The sequence below is a fragment of the Rothia aerolata genome (assembly GCF_014635585.1).
In the GTDB taxonomy this organism is placed as follows: Bacteria; Actinomycetota; Actinomycetes; order Actinomycetales; family Micrococcaceae; genus Rothia; species Rothia aerolata.
On record NZ_BMDC01000002.1, the window covers coordinates 1 to 24,169 of the forward strand.

The window sequence follows — 24,169 nt, forward strand, 5'->3', positions numbered from 1 at the left end:
CATCCCGAACCCGGTAGCTAAGACCTGTTGAGCTGATGGTACTGCACTGGGGACGGTGTGGGAGAGTAGGTTGCCGCCGGTTTTTTGTTTGGGATGTTGGAAGGGGTCTGGGGTGTGGTGCTCCGGGCCCTTTTCTGTTTAAGGCTTTTCTGTTTTAACATGGAAATCCAGTGTGGGGTAGAGTGAGCTCTATGAACGCACTAGATATTTTGAATGATTCCATAACCCGCATTGGCGAATATGCAGACTCTCTCCGTGGGAAAATTACTGCTGACCAGCTGAACTGGCACCCTTGTGACCATGATAATTCTATTGCCTGGCTCCTCTGGCATACAGGCCGAGAGATCGACCTGCAGGTAGCTCATCTCTGGAACGCAACTCAGGTCTGGGAGTCAGGTAGCTATGGTGAAAAGACAGGGCTGGGCAAAGCAGGTGCGCATATCGGCTACGGACACACCCCTGAAGAAGCCCGAGCAATCGTTGCAGACGACGCCTCGGTTCTTCTGGACTACATCGTTGACTCGGTAGATTTTTTCAAAGCCTATCTGGTTACTCTCTCCGATGAGGACTTAGACGAAATCATCGACCGCAATTGGGACCCCGCCGTTAGCCGAGGAGCTCGTTTGGTTTCTATCGTCGACGATGCTGCCCAGCACATAGGCCAAGTACAGTATGTGCTCGGAATGAAGAAATAATTTGCGGGTCCTCAACTTCTCCCCGTAGAGAGATCGCCCTTCCTCAAGGTTTATACCCAAGATAGTATTAGTTTCCTGGGAAAGTGATGTTTGCGCTGGCTGTTGTTAACCTAGTTCGGCTAATCTTGAATGGTTAGAACACACAAGAAAGTGAGGCCATTCGTGGCAAACAACAAGGCCGTAGATGCCCGCGAACGCGCACGCCAAGTAGCGTCCCAACAGGCAAAAGCGTCTAAGAAATCAGGTGGCGGCTGGATCAAGGCAACCGTGCTGCTCGTAGCGGTTGCGATCGTCGTCATTATCGCGATGGTGATTGTACAGGCCAACCGCAACAAGATTGAAGATGCAGGCCCTGTTCCCGCCAGCTCCAACGGGTTCGGTGGTATCGTGTTGACTGCAAACGGCATTGAACGAAATACCTCAGATGAGCCCAGCCGAGATATTAACTCTCTGAACTCGGCTACCGCTTCTCATACCGTGACTGAGGGAGCAGAAGAAACCGAGTTCCCCGTTGGTCTTGAGACCGCAGATCAGGCCAAGGACAACGGTGAACCCGTTCACCTGACCATCTTCCAGGATTACAACTGCGTACACTGTGCAGAGTTTGAGTCTAACTACGGCGATACCATCCAGCAGCTGGTTGAGGACGGCAAGATTACCCTTGAGGTTCGCAACCTGACCTTCCTCGATGCATCGAGCGCCACCGAGTACTCGGCACGCGCTGCTAACGCTGCCTACTCGGTAGCTAACCAGGTATCTACCGACCAGTTCCTCGAATACCAGAAGGAAATCTTCTCCCACCAGGGTGAGGGCGGCCTGACCAACGATGAGCTGATCGACATTGCTTCTAAGTACGGGGCAGACATCAAGGAAGACATGGACACCAACAAGTGGCGTCCGCTGGTGAACGTGGTAACTCCCGAGTCCCAGAACGGCGGTATCATCGGCACCCCGACCGTCTTCGCAGATGGTCAGCAGTTCACCACCGCTGACTTTGAAGGCTGGATCAACAACCTGATTGATGAGAAGGCAAATGCATAAATAGTCAAAAATCGGTATGATTTTTAGACGGATGTAGGGACAGCTACATTCTCCCGAATGGGGGAGTAGCTGTCCCTCTTTTTGCAGTCCTCAGCTTTTGAGCTTTCCAGTGAAAGGCAGAATCCGGTGACCCAGGCCGAGTGCACGCTACTGATTGATTGTGATCCTGGAATCGATGACATGATGGCGCTTGCCTACGCCTTTGCCCACCCGCAGGTGCAGGTGGCGGCTCTGGTGGCCAGCGGCGGTAATGTGAGCACAGAGCAGGTGGGTCGCAACCTGCGGGGTGTGCTGGAGCTGATTCAAGAATCAGTACCAGTACCCGCTGCTGCCGAGGTGCCCTGGGCGTTGGGGGCAGAGAATCCGCTCAAGCAGACCCTGACCACCACCGAAGAGACCCACGGCGATTTTGGTACCGGCTACGCGGTACTGCCCGGTCAAAGCGTGCCCACCGAGAAGAATCATGACGACGGCGCCCGGCTCTGGGTGGAGACCGCCCGCCGGTATGAGGGGCAGCTGAGCGGCGTCGTCCTTGGACCCTGCACTAACCTCGCGCGGGCGCTTGAACTCGATCCCGAGCTACCCACCCGCCTGGCGAGCCTGCACATTATGGGCGGAGCGCTCAACCACCGCGGTAACACCATGCCCACTACCGAGTGGAATATCCACTCGGACCCCGAAGCTGCGCATCAGGTTTTTGAGGCTTTTGACCGGCCGGACGCCGCCTGCTATCCGGTGCTCTGCCCGCTGGACGCGACCGAATCTAACATACTGACGCCCGAGCTGCGGCAGCGACTAACGGCGGGGAAGGAAGATTCACCGGTGTTGGCGGCCCTTGACGATGCCCTGCAGTTTTATATGGAATTTCATGAGGGGGATGGGCTGGGCTTTATTGCCCACGTGCACGATCCCTTTGTGACCGCCTACGCGGTGAACCGGCTACTGCAAGAGCAGGGCGACGAAGGGGCACTGGTGCTGGGGAAAGAAGTCGAGACCGTTATCGACGTGGAGCTTGACGGTAAGCTCACCCGCGGGCAGACTATCGCTGACTGGCTGGGACGTTGGGGACGAACCCCCAACGCTTCTGCGCTCATGACGGCAGAGGCCGCGACATTTTTTGACCACTATATAGAAACCGTGCGTAGCTGCTACGCACACTCACACTAAAGGAAAATACTATGAGTACACAGGCTACACCCCCGTCTGGGCAGAGGTTCTCGGCACAAGCGGAGAACCTCGGTAAACATCGGGATAAGAACCACAGCAAAACCTTCACCATCGTGATGAACGTCTTGGGCGCCCTTCTCATTATCGGCACCTATATTTTCACCGTAATCTACGGTGCGGGCGCCAACGACATGACCCAGGCTTCTCTGCCCCTGATGAGCGGCTACCTGGTGGGCGCGCTTCTTTTGCTCGCGGGCAATGTCTCCCGCATTCCTCTCTCAGCTCTGGCTCTAATTCCCTTCGCGGCAGCCTTCAACATTGTGCTGGGTCAGATAATCGGCTTTTCGGGAATTCCCCTCTACCTTGACTCTATCGCCACCATTCTGGTGGGCTACCTGGCAGGCCCCGCAGCCGGTGTGCTGACCGGGGTTGTTACCAACCTCGCCTGGGGCCTGACCGTCAACCCCACCACCATTCCTTTTGCCGCCGGTGCCGCCGTCATCGGCCTGCTGGCGGGCTACGCGGGCCGGGCGGGACTCTTCAAGAAAATCTGGACCGCTGTGTTGGCAGGTTTTGGCACCGGCATTGTCGCTGGCTTTATCGGGGCCCCCATTGCCGCCTTTGTCTACGGCGGTGGCCAGGGCTTTGGAACCGGCTCCCTAGTGGCTGCTTTCCAGGCAACCGGGCAGTCCCTGCTGGCGGCGACCACCTTTCAGTCCCTGCTCTCTGATCCGCTGGATAAGGCCGTGGCCTTTCTGCTGGTCTGGCTCATTGCCGCAGCTATTCCCCAGCGGGTCAAGAACCAGTTTTTGACTCGGCGCTAGATGACTGAAACTCGCGCGCGGTGGAGGGACTCGTTGCACCCGAGAACCTGGGTTGTGCTGAGTCTCTGTGCCCTCGTCCTTGCCCTGATGCCGCTGAGTTTAGCGGCGCGCGTCGTCCTGCTCCTGGCCCAGCTCACCCTGCTGGTAGCGGCGGGGCGGCTGCGTGGCTTTCTGCTCTTTGTGGGGGTGGGGCTCGGCCCCGTTGCCCTGATGGCTTTTCTCGTGCAGGCGGTCAGTTTTTCCGGGCAAACGGTGCTGGCCAGCTGGCAGCCCTTTGCTTTCATGACGTTTGCGGTGACGGTTGAGGGTATGACCTACGGTGCCCATCTTGCCCTGCAAATTCTCAATTTCGGTACCGCCTGCTCCCTGCTGACCCTGCTGACGACGACGGCGGGGCTACGGTATGCCCTGAACAGCTGGAAGGTGCCGTCGCGGCTGGTTTTTCTGCTGGTGGCTTCGCTGAACGCTCCCGCCCAGCTGATTCGATATATTCGCATTGAGCAGGAGGCGGCGCGGGCGCGGGGTCTGGATGATTCCAGCTGGCTGGCCCGACTCAAGGGTAACCTCAAGATTGCCAGCACGCTCTTTACCCTGATTCTGCTAGACCACCAGGTGCGCGGGCGCGCCCTGGACTATCGAGGAATTGAGCTTGCGGGGCAGCGGGTTTTTGTGCGGGACTATCCCGACTCAGGGCTTCAGCGTGTGTTGCGCTGGGCCCTGCCTCTCTGCTGCCTGCTGGTGGTTCTTCTACATTTTGGAGTATTCCGTGGCTGGTTTTAAACTCTCTGACGACGCGCTCAAAGCTGGCACGCGAATTTTGCTGGTGGGCGGCAGGTCCAGCGGAAAAACCGCCGCTTTGAATGCGGTTGCCGAGCGCAGGGCTGATGCCGTGCTGGTCTCTGGCGAGGCCAGCGCCCAGCTGACCGCTCTGGCCCAGACCGTTGCCGAGGAAATTTCACTGGGTATTGAGACCGACGTACCCACCCGGGCAGACCTGCTCCACGCGGTAGAAACCACGGCTGAGACCTTTGGAATTTCCCACCTGTTAGATGCCAATCCGCTGACGCTCTCCAGTGGGCAGACCCAGCTGGTGGTACTCGCCGCCAACTTTATTATGAACGCTCCGGCTCTTCTGCTGGATGAGCCCCTGACCGGCCTGGACAGCTCGGCACGCCGGCGGGTTCTCGCCGCTATCGCTGCCTACCCGGGTGCGGTGGCGTGGACTTCCACCCGGCCTGCTGCTGAGGAGAAGGACGCCGCCACCCGGGTGCTCGAGGTCGAGCAGGTTTGGGGCGGGGAATTTGTCTCAGGTGAGCTCTTTGGAACCGTTGAGCCTCGCTCTTTAGAGCTGGACTCTCTGGCGATTTCGCCTGATTCAAGGCCTGCCCGGCCCTGGCGGCGAAAGGCTGTTGCTCAAGCTGTGCAGGAGAACCTGAACCTGCACTTAGAGCCGGGGCAGGTGCTACGGCTGGTGGGGCCCAACGGAGCGGGAAAGACCACCCTCCTTAAAACCATTGCCGGTCTGCTAGCACCCGTCTCTGGCAGGCTAACCGTGGGTGGGGTTAGCCCCTCTGCGGTTCCTACAGAGTCCCGGCTAGAGCTAGCCTGCCTTGCCCCGCAGAACCCCAGCCACCACTTTCTCGCTTCCACGGTAGAAGGGGAATTTAGCCTGGGGGCTGCCCGCCGCAGCACCGATGCTCAGCGTGATTTTCTTCTAGAATTTCTAGGACTCAATCTTTCCCTCGAAACCCACCCCCACGACCTCGTTCCTGTCGAGATGCACCTGCTCGCCCTAGCAACGGCAGCCGCCGCCCGCGCGTCCTGCCTCTTACTAGACGAACCCACCGGTCGAACCGACGCTCGGGGGCTTCAGCGGATCATCGAGCTGGTGCGGCTCTACACCCAAGCCGGGGGCAGCGTGGTGCTGGCAACCCACGACGGTCAGCTCTTTGACACGCTGGCCGGGCCCGTGCTGGAGCTCTCCTAACCCCGGCCCAGACACAATGTGCGCCTGGGAGAAAGATTCGCTAGTATAGAACAGTCGCCGCGCGCGGTGTACGCCTCCTTAGCTCAGCTGGCCAGAGCACCTGTCTTGTAAACAGGGGGTCACCGGTTCGAATCCGGTAGGGGGCTCTTTTTTCTGCCCGAAATTCTGTTGCTTGGAACCGGTGACCATTCCGCGCCGGATTATATTCCTCGCTCGCTCGGAATCCGGCGCTTCATCTGGTTCGAATCCGGTAGGGGGCTCTTTTTTCTGCCCAAAATCCTTCAAACGCCGAGAGGCCATTTTTAGACCGAAAATGCGTGAAAAACGGTATATATTTGACCTCTCGAGGGAGAACTGACTTGTGTCCAGACTCCCCGGCGGGCCTGGAATCCGGCTCCTTGCAGGGTGGTCTAATTACGCAAGAAAAGTTGCACCAAAAAGAGGCAATGACCTATTCTTGAGGGAGCCTTAGGTAAGCCTAAGAAAAGAATTAGCTAGGCGAAAGATGCCGGCGTCCTCTCACGAATCTGGAGACTCAATTCATGGTTACTCTCTCACGCGGAGCCTTTCTCAAAGTAGCGGCAGCAACCGCAGCGGCCGGTATTCTCTCGGCCTGCTCCACCGGCTCCAACCAAGAGTCCTCCAACTCCTCGGCCGCAGAGGGCGAGGCCTACACCGTCAAGCACAATTTCGGCGAAACCACCTTTGAAGCGGTACCGCAGAAGATCGCTGTAGTGCAGAACTGGATGAACCCCGATGCAATCTTGGCGCTGGGCGTGGTTCCCGCCGGTACCCCCATCGTTGCTTGGGGCGGTAACGAGAACCAGTCGTCGCCCTGGTTCGATCAGAAGCTCGAAGAACTCGGTGGCGAAGAACCCCTGCGCTACGACGAGACTGACGGCCCCAACTACGAGGAACTTGCCAAGCTGGGCCCCGACGCCATTTTCTCTCCCTACGGCGACATGAGCCAGGAAATCTATGACAAGCTCTCCGAAATCGCTCCGGTGGTCGCCGCCCCCGAGGGAGTGGGCGCCTGGGCGGCGTCCTGGCAGCAGACCGTAGAGATGGCCGGCAAGATGCTGAAGAAGGAGGACGAGGCGCAGAAGGTTATCGAAGAGACCGAACAGAAGATTAAGGACGCCGCTGCGGAGTACTCCAACCTTGAGGGAGCGACCTTCTTTGCCGGCGCCTTCGACAACGAGCAGAACACCTTTGGCGCCTACACTGCTGAAGACACCCGCCCGCGCTTCTTCTCCCTGCTGGGTATGCAGGAATCTGACTACATGAAGGAAAACGGCGGTGACAAGGGAACCTTCTTTATCAACATCTCGGCAGAGGTGCTCGACACCGTAGAGGCCGATGCGGTGTGGGCCTGGACCGAGACCGAAGACGATGTTGAGAAGGTTAAGCAGAACAACCTCTTCGCCAACATGCCTGCCCTGCAGAAGGACGCCGTGATTTTTGAGTCTGACAAGACCTTCGGTCTTGCGCTCTCGGCTGCCTCGCCCCTGTCTCTGGTGTGGGCCGTTGAGCAGACCCCCATTCTCGAGAACCTCTCAAAGGCTATTGATAACATCCGCAACGCCTAAGTAATGGGCAGCTCTTTACGTCGTCACCGAAAAGTTACCGTAGCGGTGCTACTGCTGGCACTGCTGCTGCTTGCTACCCTGCTCTCTTTTCTACTGGGTACCCGCCCCATCGCCCCGGCGACCTTCTGGAACTACCTCACCGGAACTGACGTTTCGGGCATGGACCGGGCAGTCATTGACCAGCGGGCGGTGCGCACCCTCTGGGCGGTGACCGTGGGCGCTAGCCTGGCGATTGCCGGGACCGGAATGCAGGGGGTCACCAGGAACCCCCTGGGCGACCCCGGAATCCTGGGACTCAACGCCGGGGCGGCCTTCGCCGTCGTCGTCGGTATTGTCTTTTTCGGCCTCTCCTCTCCGGCCGGCTTCGCCGCGCTCGCCTTTGTGGGCGCGACCGTCACGGCCGTAGTGGTCTACGCGGTAGCCGCTATTGGGCGGGACGGCGCTACCCCCGTGAAGCTCGCGCTGATGGGTGCTGCTGTATCCGCCGGGCTTCTGTCGCTGACCTCAGCTTTTCTGCTACGCTACAACGATGCCCTGGATTCGCTGCGCAAGTGGCGGCAGGGAACCATTGCCGGAGCAAATATGGAAGATTACTTTCCGGGGATCTTTCTGCTGGTGGCAGGTGCCCTGATTCTTCTGCTTGGAGCACAGAGCATTAACAACTTTGCCCTGGGCGATGACATGGCGGCCTCGCTGGGAGAAAACGTTGCCCTCAAACGCCTGGTCATGTTTGTGGGGATTGCCCTGCTGGCCGGAACCGCCACCTCAATGGCCGGGCCTATTGCCTTTCTGGGGCTGATGGTTCCCCATGCCCTGCGCGCCCTGGTAGGCCCTGACTACCGGCTACTTGTGCCCTTGTCTGGAATTTTGGGCGCTACCGTGCTGACCCTCTCCGATACCGTGGGCAGAATTGTGCTTCCACCCGAGGAAGTTCCTGTGGGAGTCACCATGGTTGTGCTGGGCGTTCCGGTGTTCATTTTTCTGATTCGCTCCCGGAAGACGGGGGATCTCTAATGGCGGCACGAGTGCTAGAGACCAGCGCCCCGGCTCTAAGCGCCCCTGCTCTAGAAGTGCAGCGCCTGCGCAAACGCCTGGTCAAGCGGCCCAGGACGGTAGTGCTGGGCCTGCTTGCCCTGCTAGTGGCTGCCCTGCTTATCCGGGTGCTTCTGGGCTCTTATACGGTGACCTTTCCCGATTTTCTGACCATTCTGCAGGGCGGAACGATTGAGGGCGCCCGCGGAGCGCGCTTTATCGTGATGGAAGATAAACTCCCCAGGGCGGTGTTGGGCGCCCTGGTCGGCCTTGCCTTTGGCTGCTCGGGCGCAATTTTTCAGCTGCTGTTGAGGAACCCGCTGGCTTCGCCAGATATTCTGGGCATTAGCTCGGGAGCCTCCCTCGGCGCCGTCATTGGAATCGTCTTCTTCGGTGCCACCGGCTTTGTACTTTCGGGCTTCGCCGTGGCCTTTGCCCTCTGCCTGGGGCTTATTATCATGGCGCTTGCCCGCGGTAGCGGCAGCGTGGGCAACCGCTTTGTACTCATGGGCATAGGAATTGCCGAGCTCTCGGGCGCCATCATTAACTACATGCTGGCCCGGATCGATATTAGCTCGGCCCGGTCTGCGGTGGTATGGATTACCGGCTCCCTGGCACCGGCCAACTGGAACCGCATTGAGATTGTGCTGGTAATTCTGTTGCTGGTCTTTCCTCTGGTGGCGCTCATCCACATCAACCTGCACGCAGTTTCGGTGGGGGAGGAGCTAGCCCACGGACTGGGGCTGAATGTGCCCGCTACTCGCTGGAGCAGTATTAGCCTGGCCGTGGTACTGGCAGCGGTGGGCACCGCCGCCGCTGGCCCCATCGCCTTCGTTGCTTTTGTCTCTGGCCCCATTGCCCGGCGACTGCTGGGCGGCAGGCATTCCCTACTTGCCTCGGCCCTGGTGGGGGCAATTATTGTGGTCTTGGCTGACTTTATAACGGCAAACTATATCCCCGGCGGAGATCTACCGGTGGGCGTGCTCACCGGTGCGCTGGGAGCACCCGTGCTGATTTGGCTTCTAATTCAATCCCAGAAAGAGGGACGATAAATGAAAAACGCTGAGCCTCGCTCTCTCACTATTGAAAATGTGCGCCTGGGCTACGGAGCGAAAACCATTGTGCCCGACCTCAGTCTGGAGATTCCAGCAGGTCAGGTGACCGCCATTATTGGTCCCAACGGCTGCGGCAAGTCCACCCTGCTACGCGGCATTTCACGACTGCTCAAGCCGGAGTCTGGAACCATCTCGCTGGACGGTCGCGATGTGCATTCCTACCCCGCCAAAGAGTTCGCCCGCCGGGTGGGCCTGCTGCCGCAGAGCCCCATTGCCCCCGACGGCATTACCGTGGCTGATCTGGTCTCGCGCGGCCGCTACCCCTATCAGGGCCTCTTTAAGAAGAACAGCAGGGAGGACGACGAGGCGGTGGCCTGGGCGCTAGAGGCCACTAATACCATGGCCCTGGCGGAGAACCAGGTTTCTGACCTCTCGGGAGGCCAGCGCCAGCGGGTCTGGATTGCTATGGCGCTGGCGCAGCAGACCGATATTCTGCTGCTGGATGAGCCCACCACCTATCTTGATCTCGCCCACCAGGTAGACCTGCTCGATCTGCTCTGTGAACTCAACGAGACCCGAGGCACCACCATGGTGATGGTGTTGCACGAGCTTAACCTTGCCGCTCGCGCCGCCCACCACCTGGTGGCCATGAAAGACGGTCAGATTGCGGTGGCCGGATCAGCAGAGGAGGTTATGACCGGGGAAAACCTGCTCAATATCTTCGGGCTCAAGGCCTCGGTCGCAGACCCGCTGGGCAACGGCTCCACCGTGGTGGTGCCGCACTCCCGGGTGGCCAAGGGCGGTTTCTCCGCCGAGACCGCCGACCAAGCGATGCTTGAGGACGTCTCGTGAGCCCCGCCCGCCCGCGCCGTACCCCCGACCACAAGCAGTTTGGGCTCTTTCCGGTGGCAGTCACCCGGGTGCAGGCGCTGTCTCCCCACTTTGTGCGCATCTCCCTGGCAGGGGAGTCCCTCCACCACGCCGCCGAAGAAATTTCTGACGGCACCGGTGACGTGCTCGATGCCTATATCAAACTGATGATTGCCCCCGAGCACAGCGCCAGCGGAATCATAGACCTGGAACTTACCGAGAACTGGCGCTCGCGGTATCTGAGCGCGCCACCCCAGGAACGCGGCTGGATGCGCACCTACACGCTACGCAATTCGCGCCTGGTGCCTGCCGATCGGGTGCCCCCGGTTGAAGCGGAACTAAGGGCAAACTCTGAGGCTGACCTGGCCGTGCTTGATCGGCCTCTACCGGCGGGGCAGGTACCCGAGGTCGATATAGATTTCGTGCTGCATCAGGACGACGCCGGTGAGCTGGGCCCCGGCGCCCGTTGGGCGGCCACCGCCCAGGTTGGCGACAAGATTGCGCTGCTTGCCCCTCTGCGCGGTAATGCCCTGTGGAGTGCCTGGAACCCCGACCACTCCTCTCAGGTGCTCATGCTGGTGGACGAAACCGCCGTGCCCGCCGCCCTCTCCATCGCCCGTTCCCTCCCCGCCGAGACCCGGGCAGACCTGCTTTTGGAGGTTCCCTGCAGCGACGACGTCCTCAGCAATGACGTCGCCGCGCTCGCCGGAGCGCTGGAGAACCTGCCCGGTGTTGACCTGCATTGGCTACCGCGAACAGGCAATACGGTGCGCGGGGAAAACCTCTTTCGGGGGCTGCGGCAGGTCTTGGATCTGCCGACGCCGCTGGGCGCGGTGGATACCGCCACCCGAGCCGATGAAGACGAAACCTGGACCCTGGCCGTTCCGCAGACTGGCGGAAAGGGGCAGCGCTACGTGTATATCGCCGGCGAATCATCGGTAATCAAGACCCTGCGCCGCATCTGTGTGAACGAGGCGGGAATCGACAAGCGGCAGATTTCCTTCATGGGCTACTGGAAGAAGGGCGTGGCGGAGTGCTGAGGTTCGTTCAACAGGCACAGGGCCAGCATGAGGGCGCCGGCCAACCTCCCTTAAACGCACGCTTCGCGATTCCGTTCGCTCCTGAGTGCTCGCAAGCTCGCACCCGTCTCACTTCATCCCGATGCCAGTTGGCTGGCCCCCTCATGCTGTCTGCCTGTGCTGTCACCTTTGAATAAATCTCGTCTGCCGCACTAAAGTAGCAGGTGAGGTTACAAATTTATAAGGGGAGAGCATGTCTTCAATTCTCAGTAACGACCACAGCATTCGTTATGTGGCAATCGGCGACTCTTTTACCGAGGGCGTAGGTGACCCCGACCCTGAGCGCCCCAACGGGGTACGCGGCTGGGCAGACCGCGTGGCGGAGCAGTTCATGCTGGCAGATTCCGAGGCTCTGTACGCCAACCTGGCAATCCGCGGCCGCCTGCTGGGGCAGATTATCGATGAGCAGCTTCAGGCCGCCATTGACCTCAAGCCCAACCTGGTGAGCTTCTACGGTGGCGGCAATGATATTTTGCGGCCCAATACCGATATTGACCAGCTGATGAGCCAGATGGAAGAAGGCTTCAAAGCGCTGCGTGCCGCAGACATTGAGGTTTTCACCTTTACCGGTATGGACGTGCGCGACTTCAATGCTTTCAAGGCCACCCGGCCCAAGACCGCCATTTATAACGAGCTTTTGCGTGAGATCGCCGATGAACACGGCGTGAAAATTGTTGATTTCTGGCGGATGCGAGACTTTGTTGATCAGCGCTACTTTGCCCCTGATCGCCTGCACCTGAACACCCGCGGCCACATTAAGATGGCGGGTCGGGTGCTGGATTTGCTCTCGGACGAGTCTATCAGCATGGCCGGGCCGCAGACCCTGCCCATCGCTTTGCCCAAGACCCGCATGCAGCGGTTGCGCGATGAGGCTCGCTGGACCCGCGAGTTCGTGGTGCCCTGGGTAGGACGACGCCTGCGCGGCACCAGCTCCGGCGATGGTCTCTCGCCCAAGTACCCCGAGCTTACCCGCTTTGAGGGGCAGCAGGAGAAGGCCTCTGAGCAGTAGGGGAGATTCCCCAGCTCACCCCATTAAGCCGTTAACGTCACACTATAAATTTCACCGGTGTAATTTAGCGGGGGTAGCGGATGGCTGTGGCAGAGTGAGACCTCTGACTCACTCCCCTTAAATCCTTGAAAATTCAAGGGAAGAGGCCTTTTTCTGCTAGACTAGAGAATGGTTTTGCGTGTGCATACTGTCTACCCGAACCGGGGTGCAAACCAGTCTGCGGGGAACTCTTTCAGGCCGGAAAGCCCTTAAATCTCGGGTCTTTAGGTTGCATATAAGCCTGTATTTACCTAGTATTTAAGGCTGTCGCATTGGTGGCAACACCTCTCGACACCTTGAAATATTCACCGTTATCCCGTGGCGCGGGATTTAGCTTGTCTTCTCACCCAAGCTGAGTCTCAAACACTCTAGCCCGGAGAATAACCCGGTGCTCTACCTTGGTGACGGGACGCAAGCCGCTTGTGAAAATCAAGTGTGCACCAACTGCGCACCGTCATTTCGTCAACAAATGGAGGAGAAAACTATGGCAGCAGTCTGCCAGGTGACCGGAGCTGTTCCCGGCTTTGGACACAGCATTTCCCACTCACACCGTCGCACCAAGCGTCGCTTCAACGTTAACCTGCAGAAGAAGAAGTACTACGTACCCTCACTGCGCCGCAACGTTACCCTGACTGTTTCCAGCAAGGGTATCAAGGTTATTGATGCACGCGGCATCGACGCTGTAGTAGCTGAAATCATCGCACGCGGGGAGAAGATCTAAGTATGGCTTCAAAGGCTAAGGACGTTCGTCCTATCATCAAGCTCAAGTCCACTGCGGGTACCGGTTACACCTACGTAACCCGCAAGAACCGCCGCAACAACCCCGATCGTATGACCCTGAAGAAGTACGATCCCGTTGTTCGCAAGCACGTAGAATTCCGAGAGGAGCGATAAGCGCATGGCTAAGAAGTCAAAGATCGCTCGTAACGAGCAGCGCAAGGAAATCGTTGCACGTTACGCAGAGAAGCGCGAGGCGCTCAAGAAGACCCTGATCGACGAAAACGCTACTCCCGAAGAGCGCGAAGCTGCTCGCGTGGGCCTGCAGAAGCTGCCCCGCAACGCTTCTCCTGTTCGCGTACGTAACCGTGACCAGATTGACGGTCGCCCCCGCGGTACCTTCCAGAAGTTTGGTATCTCCCGCGTACGCTTCCGTCAGATGGCACACCGCGGCGAGTTGCCCGGTATTACCAAGTCAAGCTGGTAAGGTTTGGCTAGAACGGTTAGGAAAATTGCCTGACCGACTAGAAAAACATAAGTCTCAGGAGGGGCATCTATGGCTAAGAACCGCAGCGAACTCGTTGCAGAGGTTGCAGAAAAGGCTGGCACCAGCCAGGCAGCAGTGAACGGCGTTCTTGACGCACTGTTCCAGGTTTTCGAATCTTCCGTTGCTAAGGGCGAGAAGATTACCATTCCCGGTTGGATGGCAATCGAGCGCACTGACCGTGCAGCACGTACCGGCCGCAACCCCCAGACCGGTGAAACCATTCAGATTCCTGCCGGCCACGGCGTGAAGCTGACCGCTGGTTCCAAGCTGAAGGCAGCAGTCTCCAACAAGTAAAACTTGTAAGACTTCTCAAAGAGACCGTCTCGTGTTGAGGCGGTCTCTTTCTGTTTAAGCTGTTGCCTCAGACGGGCCCCGTAACGAGTTTGCGCCGGTTATAGCTGGTGGTGCTTCTCCGCTAAAATAGAGGGTGGTTTGCCCGGTCAGCACGGTGTTGAGGAAAGGAGTGATGAGCTAGCTATGACGGCGTCTCACTCCACGCGCTCTGAACGCCTGCTGAAAGGCTGGATTGTAGCGGTATCCTCAACCTCTCTGGCTTCTGCCTCGCACGGGCTGGCGGGAGGTCACCTTCCGCACCCGATGGTGTGGGCGCTGTGTACCGCACTGTCGGCTTTGGTCTGCGTGATGTTAGCTGGACGGCGCTTGCCCAAGGTTGGTCTGGCGACCTCCGTTTTGCTCTCGCAGGGGCTGTTGCACTGGCTCTTCTCACTTCAGGGCCTGGCTGTGGCGCAGGTACCCCAGGCCAGCGGTCACCTTCACCATGGCTCCCACTTGCTGGGATCCTCTTTAGCGCACAGCCATGCTGTCTCAGGCAACCAGCCCGCTATGCTGGCTTACCACCTGCTCGCCGCGGTTCTGACCTTCCTGCTCTTGCGCCGGGGCCGGGCTCTGGCTCACCGGGCCAACAGCTGCTTGGGCCTGGCTTTGCAGGCTATTTTTACCCTGCCCGGCCGCCTACAGATTCCCGCGCCCGTACGCACGGTAGCCGTGCAGCGGCGTCCTCTCACAAACTTTCTGAACACCTGGCTCGACTCGGTGCGGCTGCTCAGGGGCCCACCGGCAGTGTTATTTTCTATTCGCTAAATTCAAATAACACTGACTGAAAAGAGCTTTAACCGTGACTATTTCACAGAACATTTCCCGTGCCCTGGGCGCTGTCGCCGCTACCGGTCTGCTGGCCCTGACCACCTTCACTCCGGCCCTGGCCCACGACTCCCTGGTTTCATCCAACCCCGAGGACGGCGCCCAGCTGGAGCAGGCTCCCGATGAGATTTCCATGACCTTCAGCGGAGAGATTACCCAGGTGGACGGCAGCAACCAGGTGCGGGTTACCGACTCGGCGGGTGAGGACGTCACCAATGGCGATCTCACAGTCGATGGCAAGCAGGTGACCCAGCCTATTGCCGGCCACGGCGCCGAGGACGACACCTACACGGTCACCTGGCGAGTTGTCTCCGAAGACGGCCACCCCATTGAGGGCCAGCAGACCCTCACCGTGGGCGAGGGAAAGTCAGCTGCAGAGGAGGAGAGCTCAGCGGCTGCTTCGGATGAGGCGGAGGAAGCCAGCCAGCCCGTAGAAGAAGCTACCCAGGGTATGTCGACCGGTGCAAAGATTGGCCTCTTTGTTCTGGGCGCTGCGGTGATTATCGGTGCCTTCGTGGTAATCCTGGCCAAGCGCCCCAAGAACAAGTAGGGGGGCTCCAGAGATGACACACCATTTTAAGTCCCTGGCAGCTGTGGCAGCCGTGGGTATTCTTGCCCTGACCGGCTGCTCTCAGAATGACTCCTCCACTGCCGCAGACCAGAGCGATACCGCTGAAGCGCTTACCGTGGAGAACTCCTGGGCCAAAGCGGCCGATAGCGGTATGACCGCTGTATTCGGAGAAATCACCAACAACTCGGATCAAGCGGTGACCATCACCGGGGCTAGCTCCAACGCCACCGATGCTGAGAATACCCAGCTGCACACCACCGCTCTTGACGCTTCCAGTGGCTCCAGCCAGATGAAGCAGGTGGACTCGATGACCATCGAGGCGGGCCAGACCCTGACCCTTGAGCCCGGTGGCGACCACATTATGCTCATGGATCTCACCTGCTCGCTGCCCGCCGGTATACCGGTTCACGTGACCCTGGAAACGGAGTCGGGCCAGGAGCTGACCTTTGACGCCGGTGCCCGCGACTACTCGGGTGCCCAGGAAGAATACGCACCGGGGGAGATGCCCTCTGGCGGGTCAGAATCTGAGGGCGGTATGGACGGCATGGAGGGTATGGAGCACTCCGATATGTCTGACATGCCCGGTATGGCCACCGAGTCGGCTGCTGCCCTGCCCCAGTGCTCCTAGGCTGACACCATGAAACACGATTCTCAGCACCCCGATTCACATACCTCAGACGGAATAAACCGGCGCACCCTGGTAGCGGGAGCCGCAGGCACTGGCCTGGGCGTTGCCGCAACGCTGGGTGCCCAGTTTGCCACCGAGGTACGGGCCCAGGAAAGGGCCGAAGAAGCCCTGCCTCCGCTTCAAACCGCGCGGGTGGGCTTCTTCGGCCGGCGTCAGGCCGGGGTAGATACCCCGCCGCCGGCTCACGCCAGCTTCATCGCCTGCGACCTCAACGAGGAGCTAAAGGCAGCTGATATTGAACGGCTGCTGAGAATCATCACCGCCGACGCCGCCCAGCTCACCGCTGGGCGGGCGCCGGTGGTTGACCAGGAGCCCGAGCTGGCCACTATTCCGGCCGAACTCACCGTGACAGTGGGGTTTGGGGAAAAGATTTTTGACCTGGTTAATCCGGCGAAAAAGCCGGGTTGGCTCAAGCCCCTAACCGCTTTTCCGCAAATAGACCAGCTACAGGAGCAGTGGAGCCACGGGGACCTGCTGCTTCAAATCTGCTCTCAGGATCCGCTGACCCTGGCCCATGCCCAAAGAATGCTACTGAAGGACGTGCGCTCCTTTGTGACGGTGCGCTGGGTGCAGAGCGGCTTCCGTAATGCCTATGGCTCAAGTCAGCAGGGAACGACCCAGCGAAACCTCTTTGGGCAGGTGGACGGAACCATTAACCCCACATCGCAAGACGAGACGATGGATCAGTTTGTCTGGGGAAGCCACGAGGATTTAGAGCCCTGGGAAGAAGGCGGAACCTCCCTGGTGATTCGGCGGATTCACATGAACCTGGATACCTGGGATCAAGCCGACCGGCCCGCCCGAGAAGACGCCGTGGGTCGCACCCTCGATACCGGGGCGCCGCTGACCGGTGAGTCTGAGGACGACGTCGCCGACCTCTCTGCCACCACCGAGCTTGGCTTCCCCGTGATTGCTCCCTACGCTCATATTCGACGAGCTACCGCCCAGAACCCGGTGGAACATATTCTGCGCAGGCCCTATAACTATGACCTGCCGGTTTCCAATGCCTCGGGCTTTTCAGACCACGGCCAGACTAGCGGGGGAGTCTCCAACTCGGGTCTGATTTTCTGCTCTTATCAGGCAGATCCGCTGAAGCAGTTTGTTCCCGTTCAGAAGCGGCTTGCGGAACTCGATATGCTTAATACCTGGACAGTCCCCATCGGTTCGGCGGTCTTTGCTCTACCGGCGGGTTGCAGCGAAAGCGGCTTTATCGGAGAGAGCCTGTTTAGCTGATTCACACTCTTTTGTTTATCTTCACCCCTTCAACACAGAATTGAGATTATGTCGCAGTCAACCTTGCCGAGCCGGGAGACTTCGCACCGGACAACGGGCCAGCGCCTCCAGTACCACAGCGGTGTAACCCGCCACTGGATTTGGCTTTTTCCTGCGGCAGCTCTGGTTTTTCTTCTAGTTTCTTTGGCGCTGACCGGCTCCAACAGCGCCACCGATTTAGCCGATGCCGGTGCCTTTGTGCGCTGGGCCCTACCGGTAGCGGAAACCGTCCATAACTTTGCAATGACCACCACCATGGGTGCGATTCTCTTTGCTATGGCGGTGGTGCCCCGCTACGCCGACTCGGCTCGGGGAAAGCTACGGCTCAACACCGCCCACAAGTTCTCCAAGCAGCAGGTAGCAGACCGCGAAGAATACCCCGCCTTCACCGCGGTACTCAACCTAGCGGCGTCCGCGGCGGTTACCTGGACCATCTTCGCTATGGCGGTGCTGGTACTGGCCTACGCCGATATTTCCGGTCGGCCGGTCAGCCTCTCTAACTCCTACACCTCTGAGCTCCTCAGCTACATCACCACCATTGAGTCGGGTATGCAGGAGGCCACCACCGTGGTGGTCGCCGCCGTGGTAGCAACCCTGGTCTTTGGCGTTCGTTCGCTCATGGGTCTCTTTTTGACCCTGGCAATTTCCTTGATTGGAATTATCGATATGGCTCTGGGCGGCCACTCATCGGGCGGCGCCGACCACATGGGGGCGGTCAATTCTTTGGGTCTGCACCTGCTGGGCGTGGTCATCTGGTGCGGTGGGCTGATTACCCTGGTCTTTCTCTCGCGGCTGATTAGCTCCGATGACGCCGGGGAAGCAACGATTGCCGGAAGCCGCCGGGCTTGCGGGGACGCCGCTGGCCGCCGGGTACCCATGGCGGTGGCGGTGTTGCGTCGCTACTCTGCGCTGGCGCTGGGTGGTTTTATTCTGGTGACCCTCTCAGGAATCTTAAATGCCGCGGTGCGCATGAATAACCTGGGGGAGCTCTTCAGCACAGCCTACGGTGGCCTGATTCTCTCAAAGTTTGCCCTGACCATGCTGTTGGGTGCTATCGGTGCCCTGCACCGCCTAACCCTGATACCCGCGATGGAAAAGGGCTCTGTCTCTAAAACCCGCGGGCTCTGGACCGCTATCCTGGTGGAGCTGGTGCTGATGGGCGGTACCAGTGGCCTGGCGGCGTCCCTGTCCCGAACAGCCCCGCCGGTGCCCGAAACCCTCGATGAGGGAGCCTCCCCGGCGCGAATTCTCACCTGGTACGACCTACCGCCCGAACCCCACGTTGCCGAGTGGTTTACCCAGTGGCGTTTCGACTGGTTCTGGGTGGCCTTCTGTCTCTTCGCCGCCTATATCTACATCTGGGCATATATTAGGGTGCGTCGGGCCGGTGGTACCTGGAATCTAGCCCGTTTACTCTCCTGGCTTTGGGGCCTCTTCCTGCTCAACTACGTAACCTCGGGCGGGCTGGCCATTTATGGCCGCGTGCTTTTCTCGGCCCACATGGTTGAGCATATGTCCCTGACCATGATTGTTCCGGTTTTCCTGGTGCTGGGCGCTCCGATTACCCTGCTCCTTCGCGCGCTAGAACCCCGGCAGGACGGCACCCGTGGTCCCCGCGAGTGGATTCTTCGCCTGGTACATTCGGGCTGGTCAAAGGTGATTACCAACCCCATCTTTGCCGCGGTGAACTTCGCCGGCTCCATTGTGGTGGTCTACTTTACTCCGGTGCTGAACTTTATTCTCAAGTACCACGTGGGCCACGAATTCATGATCGTGCACTTCTTGATTACCGGCTACATTTTCAGCCTGGTGCTCATTGGCATTGACCCGATTCCGCGCCGCCCCATGTACCCCATTCGCCTGATTCTGCTGATTGCCACCCTGGGCTACCACGCCTTTGTGGGCATTGCCATGATGAACATGGAGTCCCTGCTGGCGGCCTCCTGGTTCGGCAACATGGGCCGACCCTGGGGTCTGCCCGCCATTGACGACCAGAAGCTGGGTGGCTCCCTGATGTGGGGTATCGGCGAGCTACCGACCATGATTATTGCGGTGGCCGTTGCCGTGCAGTGGTCTATCAATGACAAAAAGGTGCAGAAGCGGGAAGACCGGCAGGCAGACCGCGACGGCGATGCCGAACTGAACGCCTACAACGAGATGTTTGAGAAGCTGGCTGAGCGGGATGAACAGTCCCGGCGCTAGATTTCTTTACCCGTGTAACAGTCCGCAAAATTTGCAACACTTCTCAGCGGGCTTTGCCCTTGGTTAGGCTGGTAGCAATAGAAGATTACCCCTGACGTTCAAGGACTAAACCATGGCAGAGAACCTTCGTAGCACCCGGGTGCGCGCTTCAGAACTGGTGGGCCGCAACTGGCTCAATACCGGTGAGAAGCAACTGAGCCTTGAGGATTTGCGCGGCAAAATCGTGATTCTCGATTTCTGGACCTTCTGCTGCATGAACTGCCTGCACGTGCTAGACGAACTGCGCCCGCTGGAAGAAGAGTTCTCTGACATTTTGGTGACGGTGGGCGTGCATTCTCCCAAGTTTGAGCACGAGGCCGACCCCGATGCCCTGGCAGCTGCCGTAGACCGCTACGACATTACCCACCCGGTGCTGGATGACCCCAACCTGACCACCTGGAGCGCCTACACCGCCCGTGCCTGGCCCACCCTGGTGGTGGTTGACCCCGAGGGCTACGTGGTGGCGCATCTCTCCGGCGAGGGCCACGTGCAGGGACTGATTTCCCTGGTGCGGGAGCTGGCCGAGGAGCACGAGGCCAAGGGCACCCTGCACCGCGGTAACGGCCCCTATGTGCCCCGCCCCAAGCCCCAGGGTGTTTTTGCCTTTCCCGGTAAGGCGGCCCGCCTGCCCGAGAGCCTGGGCGGCGGCTACCTGGTAACCGATACGGCGCGGCACCGCCTGGTGCAGGTTGAAGAAGACCTGCAAACCGAGATTTCTCGTATCGGCGGCGTCCAGAAGGGCTGGGCAGACGGTGACCGCGAGGCAGCCCGCTTCAACGAGCCCCAGGGCTTTGCCCTGGTACCCGAGCACCTGCGCGAACAGCTGGGCTACGATGTGCTGGTTGCCGACTCGGTCAACCATCGCCTGCGCGCGGTTTCCCTGGCCAGCGGTGAGGTAAAAACCGTAGCTGGCAACGGCGAGCAACGCCTGACTAGTTCAGATAATGCCCGCTCCGCCGACCCCAACTTCATTGCTACCGGTGCTGACCCGCTGACCGTTGCGCTTTCCTCCCCCTGGGATATCGTGTGGTCTTCTTCCGCCTCTCTCTTTTTGGTCGCTATGGCGGGCACCCACCAGATTTTCAGCTTTGACCCGCTGACCGGCCAGCTGGCGGTCTTCGCAGGCACCGGCGCTGAGGGGCTCAAGGACGGCGCTGCCGATGAGGCTTGGTTCGCGCAGACCTCCGGCCTGGCGGAGGCCGCCGACGGCTCGGTCTGGGCCGCCGATTCTGAGACCTCCGCCCTGCGCCGTATCGTTTTTGAGGACGGCGCGGTGCGGGTTGAAACCGCAATCGGCATCGGCCTCTTCGACTTCGGCTTTGTAGACGGCACCATCGAAGAAGCCCGGATGCAGCACTGCCTGGGCGTCACCGCCCTGCCCGATGGATCTGTTGCCGTTGCCGATACCTACAACGGAGCAATCCGCCGCTTTGACCCCGCCAGCGGGGAACTGACCACCCTGGCCCGGGGCCTGGCTGAACCCTCAGACGTGCTGGTAGAAACCACCGACGAGGGCGCTCGCCTGATCGTGGTTGAATCCAACGCTCACGAGCTCACCCGTGTAGCGATTCCCGAGCACGTGCAAAAGGTCAACGAGGGAGCCTCACAGACAGCCCGGCCCGCCACCCGGCTCACCGGCGGCACCCTCAACTTTGAATCCCGCTTCACCGCCCCTGCCGGCCAAAAGCTCGATACCCGCTGGGGCGACCCCACCCAGCTGAAGATTTCTTCCACCCCCGAAGACTTCATTCTCGAAGGCGCCGGAACCTCCCAGGGCCTGACCCGCTCCCTGGTGCTCAACCCCGAAATTGAAGAGGCGGTTCTGCACATCACCGCCCGAGCGGCGTCCTGCGACGGCGAACCCGGCGGTGAAATCCCCGATCACGCCGCCTGCCACCTCTACCAGCAGGACTGGGGCATTCCGGTGGTGGTCACCGGCTCTGAGGACGACGAAAGCGACCTGGTGCTGGACCTACGAGGAGTCAACTAGTAGCCCCTGCAGAAAAGGGGCGATGGACGCCCCTGCAAGCTGACCCTCTCGCAGGCTCGCTGGCGCTCGCATGCGATTCACGCCAGCCCCAGCCAGCTTGCAGGGAAGGCGTCCATCGCCCTTTCCTCACGGTTGGGCTCCTGCCCCCTCTACTCGACCGTCACCTCGGTATCGGTCACCTGCAGGTTGGCCGAGTAGGTGAAGGGTACCTCATGCTTGACCTGCGAGGTCTTGCCGGTGTACAGATCCAGCTCGGTAAAGGAGACCTCAGCGGTACCGCGGGAATCATCCAGCACCCAGCGGCCGGTCTGGTCAACGGTGGGGGAGGGCTCGGGATAGTCCGTAATCTTCCAGGAGACATCACCCTGCACGCGTCCGTCAAAGGGGTACTCAAAGGGGCAGCCCGCCGGATAGAGGGTGTTCTGAGTGGCACATTTATCCAGCTGCGACTGCACCTGGTAGCGCACGGAATTAATGGCTGATTCGCTAGGTTCCAGCTTCACCATAAGATCTTCGGGAGTGCTGGTGGGCGAGGTGACCGCCACCGTCTGTTCCTGGGACGAAAACAGGGAGGACTCGTAGGCGACCGTAAACTCACCGGGGTAGAAGACCGCAAAGTTGCGGTTGCCGTTATCAACCGCTACCTTCTCGTTGTTCAGTGTGGCGGCATCGACCGAGGAAGATGAAACGTGAACGGTGGGCAGTTCGGTGGAGTCAATATGCCATTGGTCGAATACACCCCAGTGGGAGCCCACTTTCGTCAGGTGAAAATCGGTGGTCTGCGGCGTTTCACCCAGGGTATAGGCAACGGTGACGGTGGCGTGGTCTCCCTGAATCTCGGTGTTTTTAACCGTGAGATTCTTGAGGTTTTTCAGGGAATTGCTGACCGCCTCACCGCTGAGCATGGCGGCGTTAGAATCGGGAACTTCCGCTCCGAGGATTCCCAGAGCCCGCTCGCCGTCCCCGGCTCGAAGCGCCTGAAAATACTGGCGGACCTGCCCGGAGGGTTCATAGACCGTGCGGTTAATCAGCGCCAAAGCACCCAGCGCCACCAGCACAGCGGTGAGAACTCCCACGAACCAACCGACAAATACTCGATCAACACCCGATGAAAAACGCATGCCTCTAATCTAGCTCACAAAGAACACTGGCGTGTAACCAAGCCTATTCTCAGACCAGCCGCCTAGGATATTCCTATGGCTGAATACGCGCACCAGGTACCTGAAAAATATGGCGAGGCTCTAGCATCCTACTATCCGAGAATCGTCTCCTACCATCGCAGAATTCTTACTGCCCTGCCCCCGGCGCTGGTGATTGTGGGCATTCTTTTTCTGCTGACCCGCCGCCGTTTTGCTCTGCCCTACACTTTGATGATGGTGGTTGTCGTGGTGATTGTGGCTATCGCTGTCTATTCGGTGCTCAAGCCCACCATTGTGGTGCGAACCAAGACCCACCTGCTGAGCGGGCGAATTGTGGGCTGGAAGGTCATTGAGCTTGCTGAGATTGACCGCACGGTCTTTACCGAGCGGCTGGCCCCGAAGAAGGCGACTAACCTTCCCGACGGCGGCGCCAAGTCGCTGACCGCCAGGGGAGTCCCTGCCATGTGGGCGGTCAACGCCAAGGGCAAGAGCGTCTTTCGGCTGGACGGTAGAATCTGGGACCACAAGACCATGCGGAAAATTGCCGCCGATATTTCAGCCCAAACCGTGGTCTACCCGCGCATTAACGTGGTGCAGATGAACAAGCAGCACCCCGGCCTGGTGACCTTCAATGAGTTGCACCCCGGCTGGAAGTCAGCCACCGTGGCCGTGGTCTCTGTGATAGTGCTTGCCCTGGTTGCCGCAGGCGCCATGCTGCCCGAGGAAACCTTGCAACAGTTCAATGTGCTGCGCTAGTCCCGGGCACCTTCGGTCACTAGAAAGAAGCTAGCGGGTCAGCACCGCTACTAAGAAGTTTGAGTCTTCTGTAAAGGGGCGCAAGTCCCAGGTGGAGAACTTCTGCTCCACGCGCAGGCCCACCGCGGCGGCGTCCTCAAAGAACTGGGCGAAATCATAGCCGCGGCCGGCACCGAAGCCAATTACCGCGCGTCCTGACTCCTTGAGCACCGCACGGAAGTTCTCAAGCACGGGCAGGCGGGTTGAGGCCGCCAAAAAGGTCATCACATTACCGGCGCAGAGAATCGCGTCGAAGCCCTCGACGCCCAACTCGGCGTCGGCAGCCAGCCCCAGGACCTCGCGCAAATCGGTGAGATCCGCGGTTTTCCAGGTGGCATCGGGGCAGACCCGCTGAGCTTCCTCAATGAGCTTGGGGTCAATATCGACGCCGGTCACCCGGTGCCCGCGCTCGTACAGGTAGGTGCCGAGACGGCCGGGGCCGGAACCGGCGTCCAGAACCTTAGCGCCCCGGGGGAGCATGGCATCGAGGGTGCGAGCTTCGCCCCAAATATCCTGGCCCTGCTCGGCCATGGTCTTGAAGCGCTGAATGTACCATTCAGAGTGCTGGGGGTTGCGTTCGGTTTGAATCTGCCAGAGCGACTTCTCGCGCATGAAAACTCCTTCTAGACTAAAAGCCTCTTATACCTAACGTTACCGCTTT

General features: G+C 59.7%; 25 protein-coding genes, 1 tRNA gene and 1 rRNA gene. 25 read left to right on the forward strand and 2 right to left on the reverse strand.

The features are described 5' to 3' along the window. From rrf to IEV00_RS06315, 24 genes are all read left to right on the forward strand, one after another. Window positions 1–82: ribosomal RNA gene (rrf, locus tag IEV00_RS06200) — 5S ribosomal RNA — on the forward strand; the annotation flags it as partial. 109 nt (window positions 83–191) lie between these two features. After that, window positions 192–695 (forward strand): mycothiol transferase, encoded by a 504-nt coding sequence (locus IEV00_RS06205; RefSeq protein WP_188359495.1) that lies wholly within the window; start codon window positions 192–194, stop codon window positions 693–695. A 162-nt stretch (window positions 696–857) separates the two neighbouring features. Further along, entirely contained in the window at window positions 858–1,736 is an 879-nt protein-coding gene (locus tag IEV00_RS06210; protein WP_229723113.1) for a DsbA family protein, read from the forward strand. An 81-nt stretch (window positions 1,737–1,817) separates the two neighbouring features. Continuing rightward, the gene (locus tag IEV00_RS06215; RefSeq protein WP_188359497.1) at window positions 1,818–2,903 is read left to right on the forward strand and encodes a nucleoside hydrolase; all 1,086 of its coding nucleotides are present in this window, start codon (window positions 1,818–1,820) and stop codon (window positions 2,901–2,903) included. An 11-nt stretch (window positions 2,904–2,914) separates the two neighbouring features. Next, entirely contained in the window at window positions 2,915–3,727 is an 813-nt protein-coding gene (locus IEV00_RS06220) for an ECF transporter S component (RefSeq protein ID WP_188359498.1), read from the forward strand. Next, entirely contained in the window at window positions 3,728–4,507 is a 780-nt protein-coding gene (locus IEV00_RS06225) for a CbiQ family ECF transporter T component (protein WP_188359499.1), read from the forward strand. Continuing rightward, a complete protein-coding gene (locus IEV00_RS06230; RefSeq protein WP_188359500.1) occupies window positions 4,494–5,714 on the forward strand; it encodes an ATP-binding cassette domain-containing protein in 1,221 nt (406 codons plus the stop codon). Before IEV00_RS06225 ends, IEV00_RS06230 begins: the two co-directional genes overlap by 14 nt. 72 nt (window positions 5,715–5,786) lie before the next feature. Next, window positions 5,787–5,860 (forward strand) — tRNA-Thr (locus tag IEV00_RS06235). Between the two features lie 396 nt (window positions 5,861–6,256). Beyond that, on the forward strand, window positions 6,257–7,303 hold the full coding sequence (locus tag IEV00_RS06240) for an ABC transporter substrate-binding protein (protein ID WP_188359501.1): 1,047 nt from the start codon (window positions 6,257–6,259) through the stop codon (window positions 7,301–7,303). 3 nt (window positions 7,304–7,306) lie between these two features. Then, on the forward strand, window positions 7,307–8,317 hold the full coding sequence (locus tag IEV00_RS06245) for a FecCD family ABC transporter permease (protein WP_188359502.1): 1,011 nt from the start codon (window positions 7,307–7,309) through the stop codon (window positions 8,315–8,317). After that, window positions 8,317–9,387, forward strand: a complete 1,071-nt coding sequence (locus IEV00_RS06250; protein WP_188359503.1) for a FecCD family ABC transporter permease — start codon at window positions 8,317–8,319, stop codon at window positions 9,385–9,387. The genes IEV00_RS06245 and IEV00_RS06250 overlap by 1 nt, the downstream gene beginning before the upstream one ends. Next, window positions 9,388–10,242 carry an ABC transporter ATP-binding protein gene (locus IEV00_RS06255; protein ID WP_188359504.1) on the forward strand — a complete coding sequence of 285 codons (855 nt, stop codon included), beginning with the start codon at window positions 9,388–9,390 and terminating at the stop codon, window positions 10,240–10,242. Further along, on the forward strand, window positions 10,239–11,300 hold the full coding sequence (locus tag IEV00_RS06260; protein ID WP_188359505.1) for a siderophore-interacting protein: 1,062 nt from the start codon (window positions 10,239–10,241) through the stop codon (window positions 11,298–11,300). The genes IEV00_RS06255 and IEV00_RS06260 overlap by 4 nt, the downstream gene beginning before the upstream one ends. Before the next feature lie 232 nt (window positions 11,301–11,532). Beyond that, window positions 11,533–12,348: an SGNH/GDSL hydrolase family protein gene (locus IEV00_RS06265; protein ID WP_188359506.1), complete on the forward strand. Its 816-nt coding sequence runs from the start codon at window positions 11,533–11,535 to the stop codon at window positions 12,346–12,348. A 523-nt stretch (window positions 12,349–12,871) separates the two neighbouring features. Next, window positions 12,872–13,108 (forward strand): 50S ribosomal protein L28, encoded by a 237-nt coding sequence (gene rpmB, locus IEV00_RS06270; RefSeq protein ID WP_188359507.1) that lies wholly within the window; start codon window positions 12,872–12,874, stop codon window positions 13,106–13,108. 2 nt (window positions 13,109–13,110) lie between these two features. Then, window positions 13,111–13,281, forward strand: a complete 171-nt coding sequence (rpmG, locus tag IEV00_RS06275; RefSeq protein WP_188359508.1) for a 50S ribosomal protein L33 — start codon at window positions 13,111–13,113, stop codon at window positions 13,279–13,281. Between the two features lie 4 nt (window positions 13,282–13,285). Further along, window positions 13,286–13,591, forward strand: coding sequence for a 30S ribosomal protein S14 (gene rpsN / locus IEV00_RS06280; RefSeq protein WP_188359509.1), 306 nt, complete (start codon window positions 13,286–13,288; stop codon window positions 13,589–13,591). Window positions 13,592–13,660: 69 nt separating this feature from the next. Beyond that, window positions 13,661–13,945, forward strand: a complete 285-nt coding sequence (locus IEV00_RS06285; protein WP_188359510.1) for an HU family DNA-binding protein — start codon at window positions 13,661–13,663, stop codon at window positions 13,943–13,945. 138 nt (window positions 13,946–14,083) lie between these two features. Then, window positions 14,084–14,752 (forward strand): hypothetical protein, encoded by a 669-nt coding sequence (locus IEV00_RS06290; protein ID WP_188359511.1) that lies wholly within the window; start codon window positions 14,084–14,086, stop codon window positions 14,750–14,752. A gap of 34 nt (window positions 14,753–14,786) precedes the next feature. Then, a complete protein-coding gene (locus IEV00_RS06295; RefSeq protein WP_229723114.1) occupies window positions 14,787–15,362 on the forward strand; it encodes a copper resistance CopC family protein in 576 nt (191 codons plus the stop codon). A 13-nt stretch (window positions 15,363–15,375) separates the two neighbouring features. Continuing rightward, window positions 15,376–16,011: a copper chaperone PCu(A)C gene (locus IEV00_RS06300; protein ID WP_188359512.1), complete on the forward strand. Its 636-nt coding sequence runs from the start codon at window positions 15,376–15,378 to the stop codon at window positions 16,009–16,011. 9 nt (window positions 16,012–16,020) lie between these two features. Next, entirely contained in the window at window positions 16,021–17,304 is a 1,284-nt protein-coding gene (locus tag IEV00_RS06305) for a Dyp-type peroxidase (protein WP_188359513.1), read from the forward strand. Between the two features lie 48 nt (window positions 17,305–17,352). Further along, the gene (locus IEV00_RS06310; protein ID WP_188359514.1) at window positions 17,353–19,545 is read left to right on the forward strand and encodes a bifunctional copper resistance protein CopD/cytochrome c oxidase assembly protein; all 2,193 of its coding nucleotides are present in this window, start codon (window positions 17,353–17,355) and stop codon (window positions 19,543–19,545) included. Between the two features lie 112 nt (window positions 19,546–19,657). Next, window positions 19,658–21,574, forward strand: coding sequence for an NHL domain-containing thioredoxin family protein (locus IEV00_RS06315; protein WP_188359515.1), 1,917 nt, complete (start codon window positions 19,658–19,660; stop codon window positions 21,572–21,574). A 149-nt stretch (window positions 21,575–21,723) separates the two neighbouring features. On the opposite strand, the gene IEV00_RS06320 is transcribed toward IEV00_RS06315, so the two are convergent. Beyond that, window positions 21,724–22,695, reverse strand: a complete 972-nt coding sequence (locus IEV00_RS06320) for a zinc ribbon domain-containing protein (protein WP_188359516.1) — start codon at window positions 22,693–22,695, stop codon at window positions 21,724–21,726. A 75-nt stretch (window positions 22,696–22,770) separates the two neighbouring features. On the opposite strand from IEV00_RS06320, the gene IEV00_RS06325 reads away from it, so the two are divergent. Beyond that, on the forward strand, window positions 22,771–23,469 hold the full coding sequence (locus IEV00_RS06325; RefSeq protein ID WP_188359517.1) for a hypothetical protein: 699 nt from the start codon (window positions 22,771–22,773) through the stop codon (window positions 23,467–23,469). A gap of 30 nt (window positions 23,470–23,499) precedes the next feature. On the opposite strand, the gene IEV00_RS06330 is transcribed toward IEV00_RS06325, so the two are convergent. Further along, window positions 23,500–24,120, reverse strand: coding sequence for a class I SAM-dependent methyltransferase (locus tag IEV00_RS06330; RefSeq protein WP_188359518.1), 621 nt, complete (start codon window positions 24,118–24,120; stop codon window positions 23,500–23,502). Window positions 24,121–24,169 lie beyond the last annotated feature (49 nt).

What these genes read in the sequence shown, in the direction of transcription:
- IEV00_RS06205 (WP_188359495.1), top strand. Translation starts at nt 192, where the DNA reads ATGAACGCACTAGATATTTTGAATGATTCCATAACCCGCATTGGCGAA.
- IEV00_RS06220 (WP_188359498.1), top strand. Translation starts at nt 2,915, where the DNA reads ATGAGTACACAGGCTACACCCCCGTCTGGGCAGAGGTTCTCGGCACAA.
- IEV00_RS06225 (WP_188359499.1), top strand. Translation starts at nt 3,728, where the DNA reads ATGACTGAAACTCGCGCGCGGTGGAGGGACTCGTTGCACCCGAGAACC.
- IEV00_RS06240 (WP_188359501.1), top strand. Translation starts at nt 6,257, where the DNA reads ATGGTTACTCTCTCACGCGGAGCCTTTCTCAAAGTAGCGGCAGCAACC.
- IEV00_RS06245 (WP_188359502.1), top strand. Translation starts at nt 7,307, where the DNA reads ATGGGCAGCTCTTTACGTCGTCACCGAAAAGTTACCGTAGCGGTGCTA.
- IEV00_RS06250 (WP_188359503.1), top strand. Translation starts at nt 8,317, where the DNA reads ATGGCGGCACGAGTGCTAGAGACCAGCGCCCCGGCTCTAAGCGCCCCT.
- IEV00_RS06255 (WP_188359504.1), top strand. Translation starts at nt 9,388, where the DNA reads ATGAAAAACGCTGAGCCTCGCTCTCTCACTATTGAAAATGTGCGCCTG.
- IEV00_RS06265 (WP_188359506.1), top strand. Translation starts at nt 11,533, where the DNA reads ATGTCTTCAATTCTCAGTAACGACCACAGCATTCGTTATGTGGCAATC.
- rpmB (WP_188359507.1), top strand. Translation starts at nt 12,872, where the DNA reads ATGGCAGCAGTCTGCCAGGTGACCGGAGCTGTTCCCGGCTTTGGACAC.
- rpmG (WP_188359508.1), top strand. Translation starts at nt 13,111, where the DNA reads ATGGCTTCAAAGGCTAAGGACGTTCGTCCTATCATCAAGCTCAAGTCC.
- rpsN (WP_188359509.1), top strand. Translation starts at nt 13,286, where the DNA reads ATGGCTAAGAAGTCAAAGATCGCTCGTAACGAGCAGCGCAAGGAAATC.
- IEV00_RS06285 (WP_188359510.1), top strand. Translation starts at nt 13,661, where the DNA reads ATGGCTAAGAACCGCAGCGAACTCGTTGCAGAGGTTGCAGAAAAGGCT.
- IEV00_RS06300 (WP_188359512.1), top strand. Translation starts at nt 15,376, where the DNA reads ATGACACACCATTTTAAGTCCCTGGCAGCTGTGGCAGCCGTGGGTATT.
- IEV00_RS06305 (WP_188359513.1), top strand. Translation starts at nt 16,021, where the DNA reads ATGAAACACGATTCTCAGCACCCCGATTCACATACCTCAGACGGAATA.
- IEV00_RS06310 (WP_188359514.1), top strand. Translation starts at nt 17,353, where the DNA reads ATGTCGCAGTCAACCTTGCCGAGCCGGGAGACTTCGCACCGGACAACG.
- IEV00_RS06315 (WP_188359515.1), top strand. Translation starts at nt 19,658, where the DNA reads ATGGCAGAGAACCTTCGTAGCACCCGGGTGCGCGCTTCAGAACTGGTG.
- IEV00_RS06320 (WP_188359516.1), bottom strand. Translation starts at nt 22,695, where the DNA reads ATGCGTTTTTCATCGGGTGTTGATCGAGTATTTGTCGGTTGGTTCGTG.
- IEV00_RS06325 (WP_188359517.1), top strand. Translation starts at nt 22,771, where the DNA reads ATGGCTGAATACGCGCACCAGGTACCTGAAAAATATGGCGAGGCTCTA.
- IEV00_RS06330 (WP_188359518.1), bottom strand. Translation starts at nt 24,120, where the DNA reads ATGCGCGAGAAGTCGCTCTGGCAGATTCAAACCGAACGCAACCCCCAG.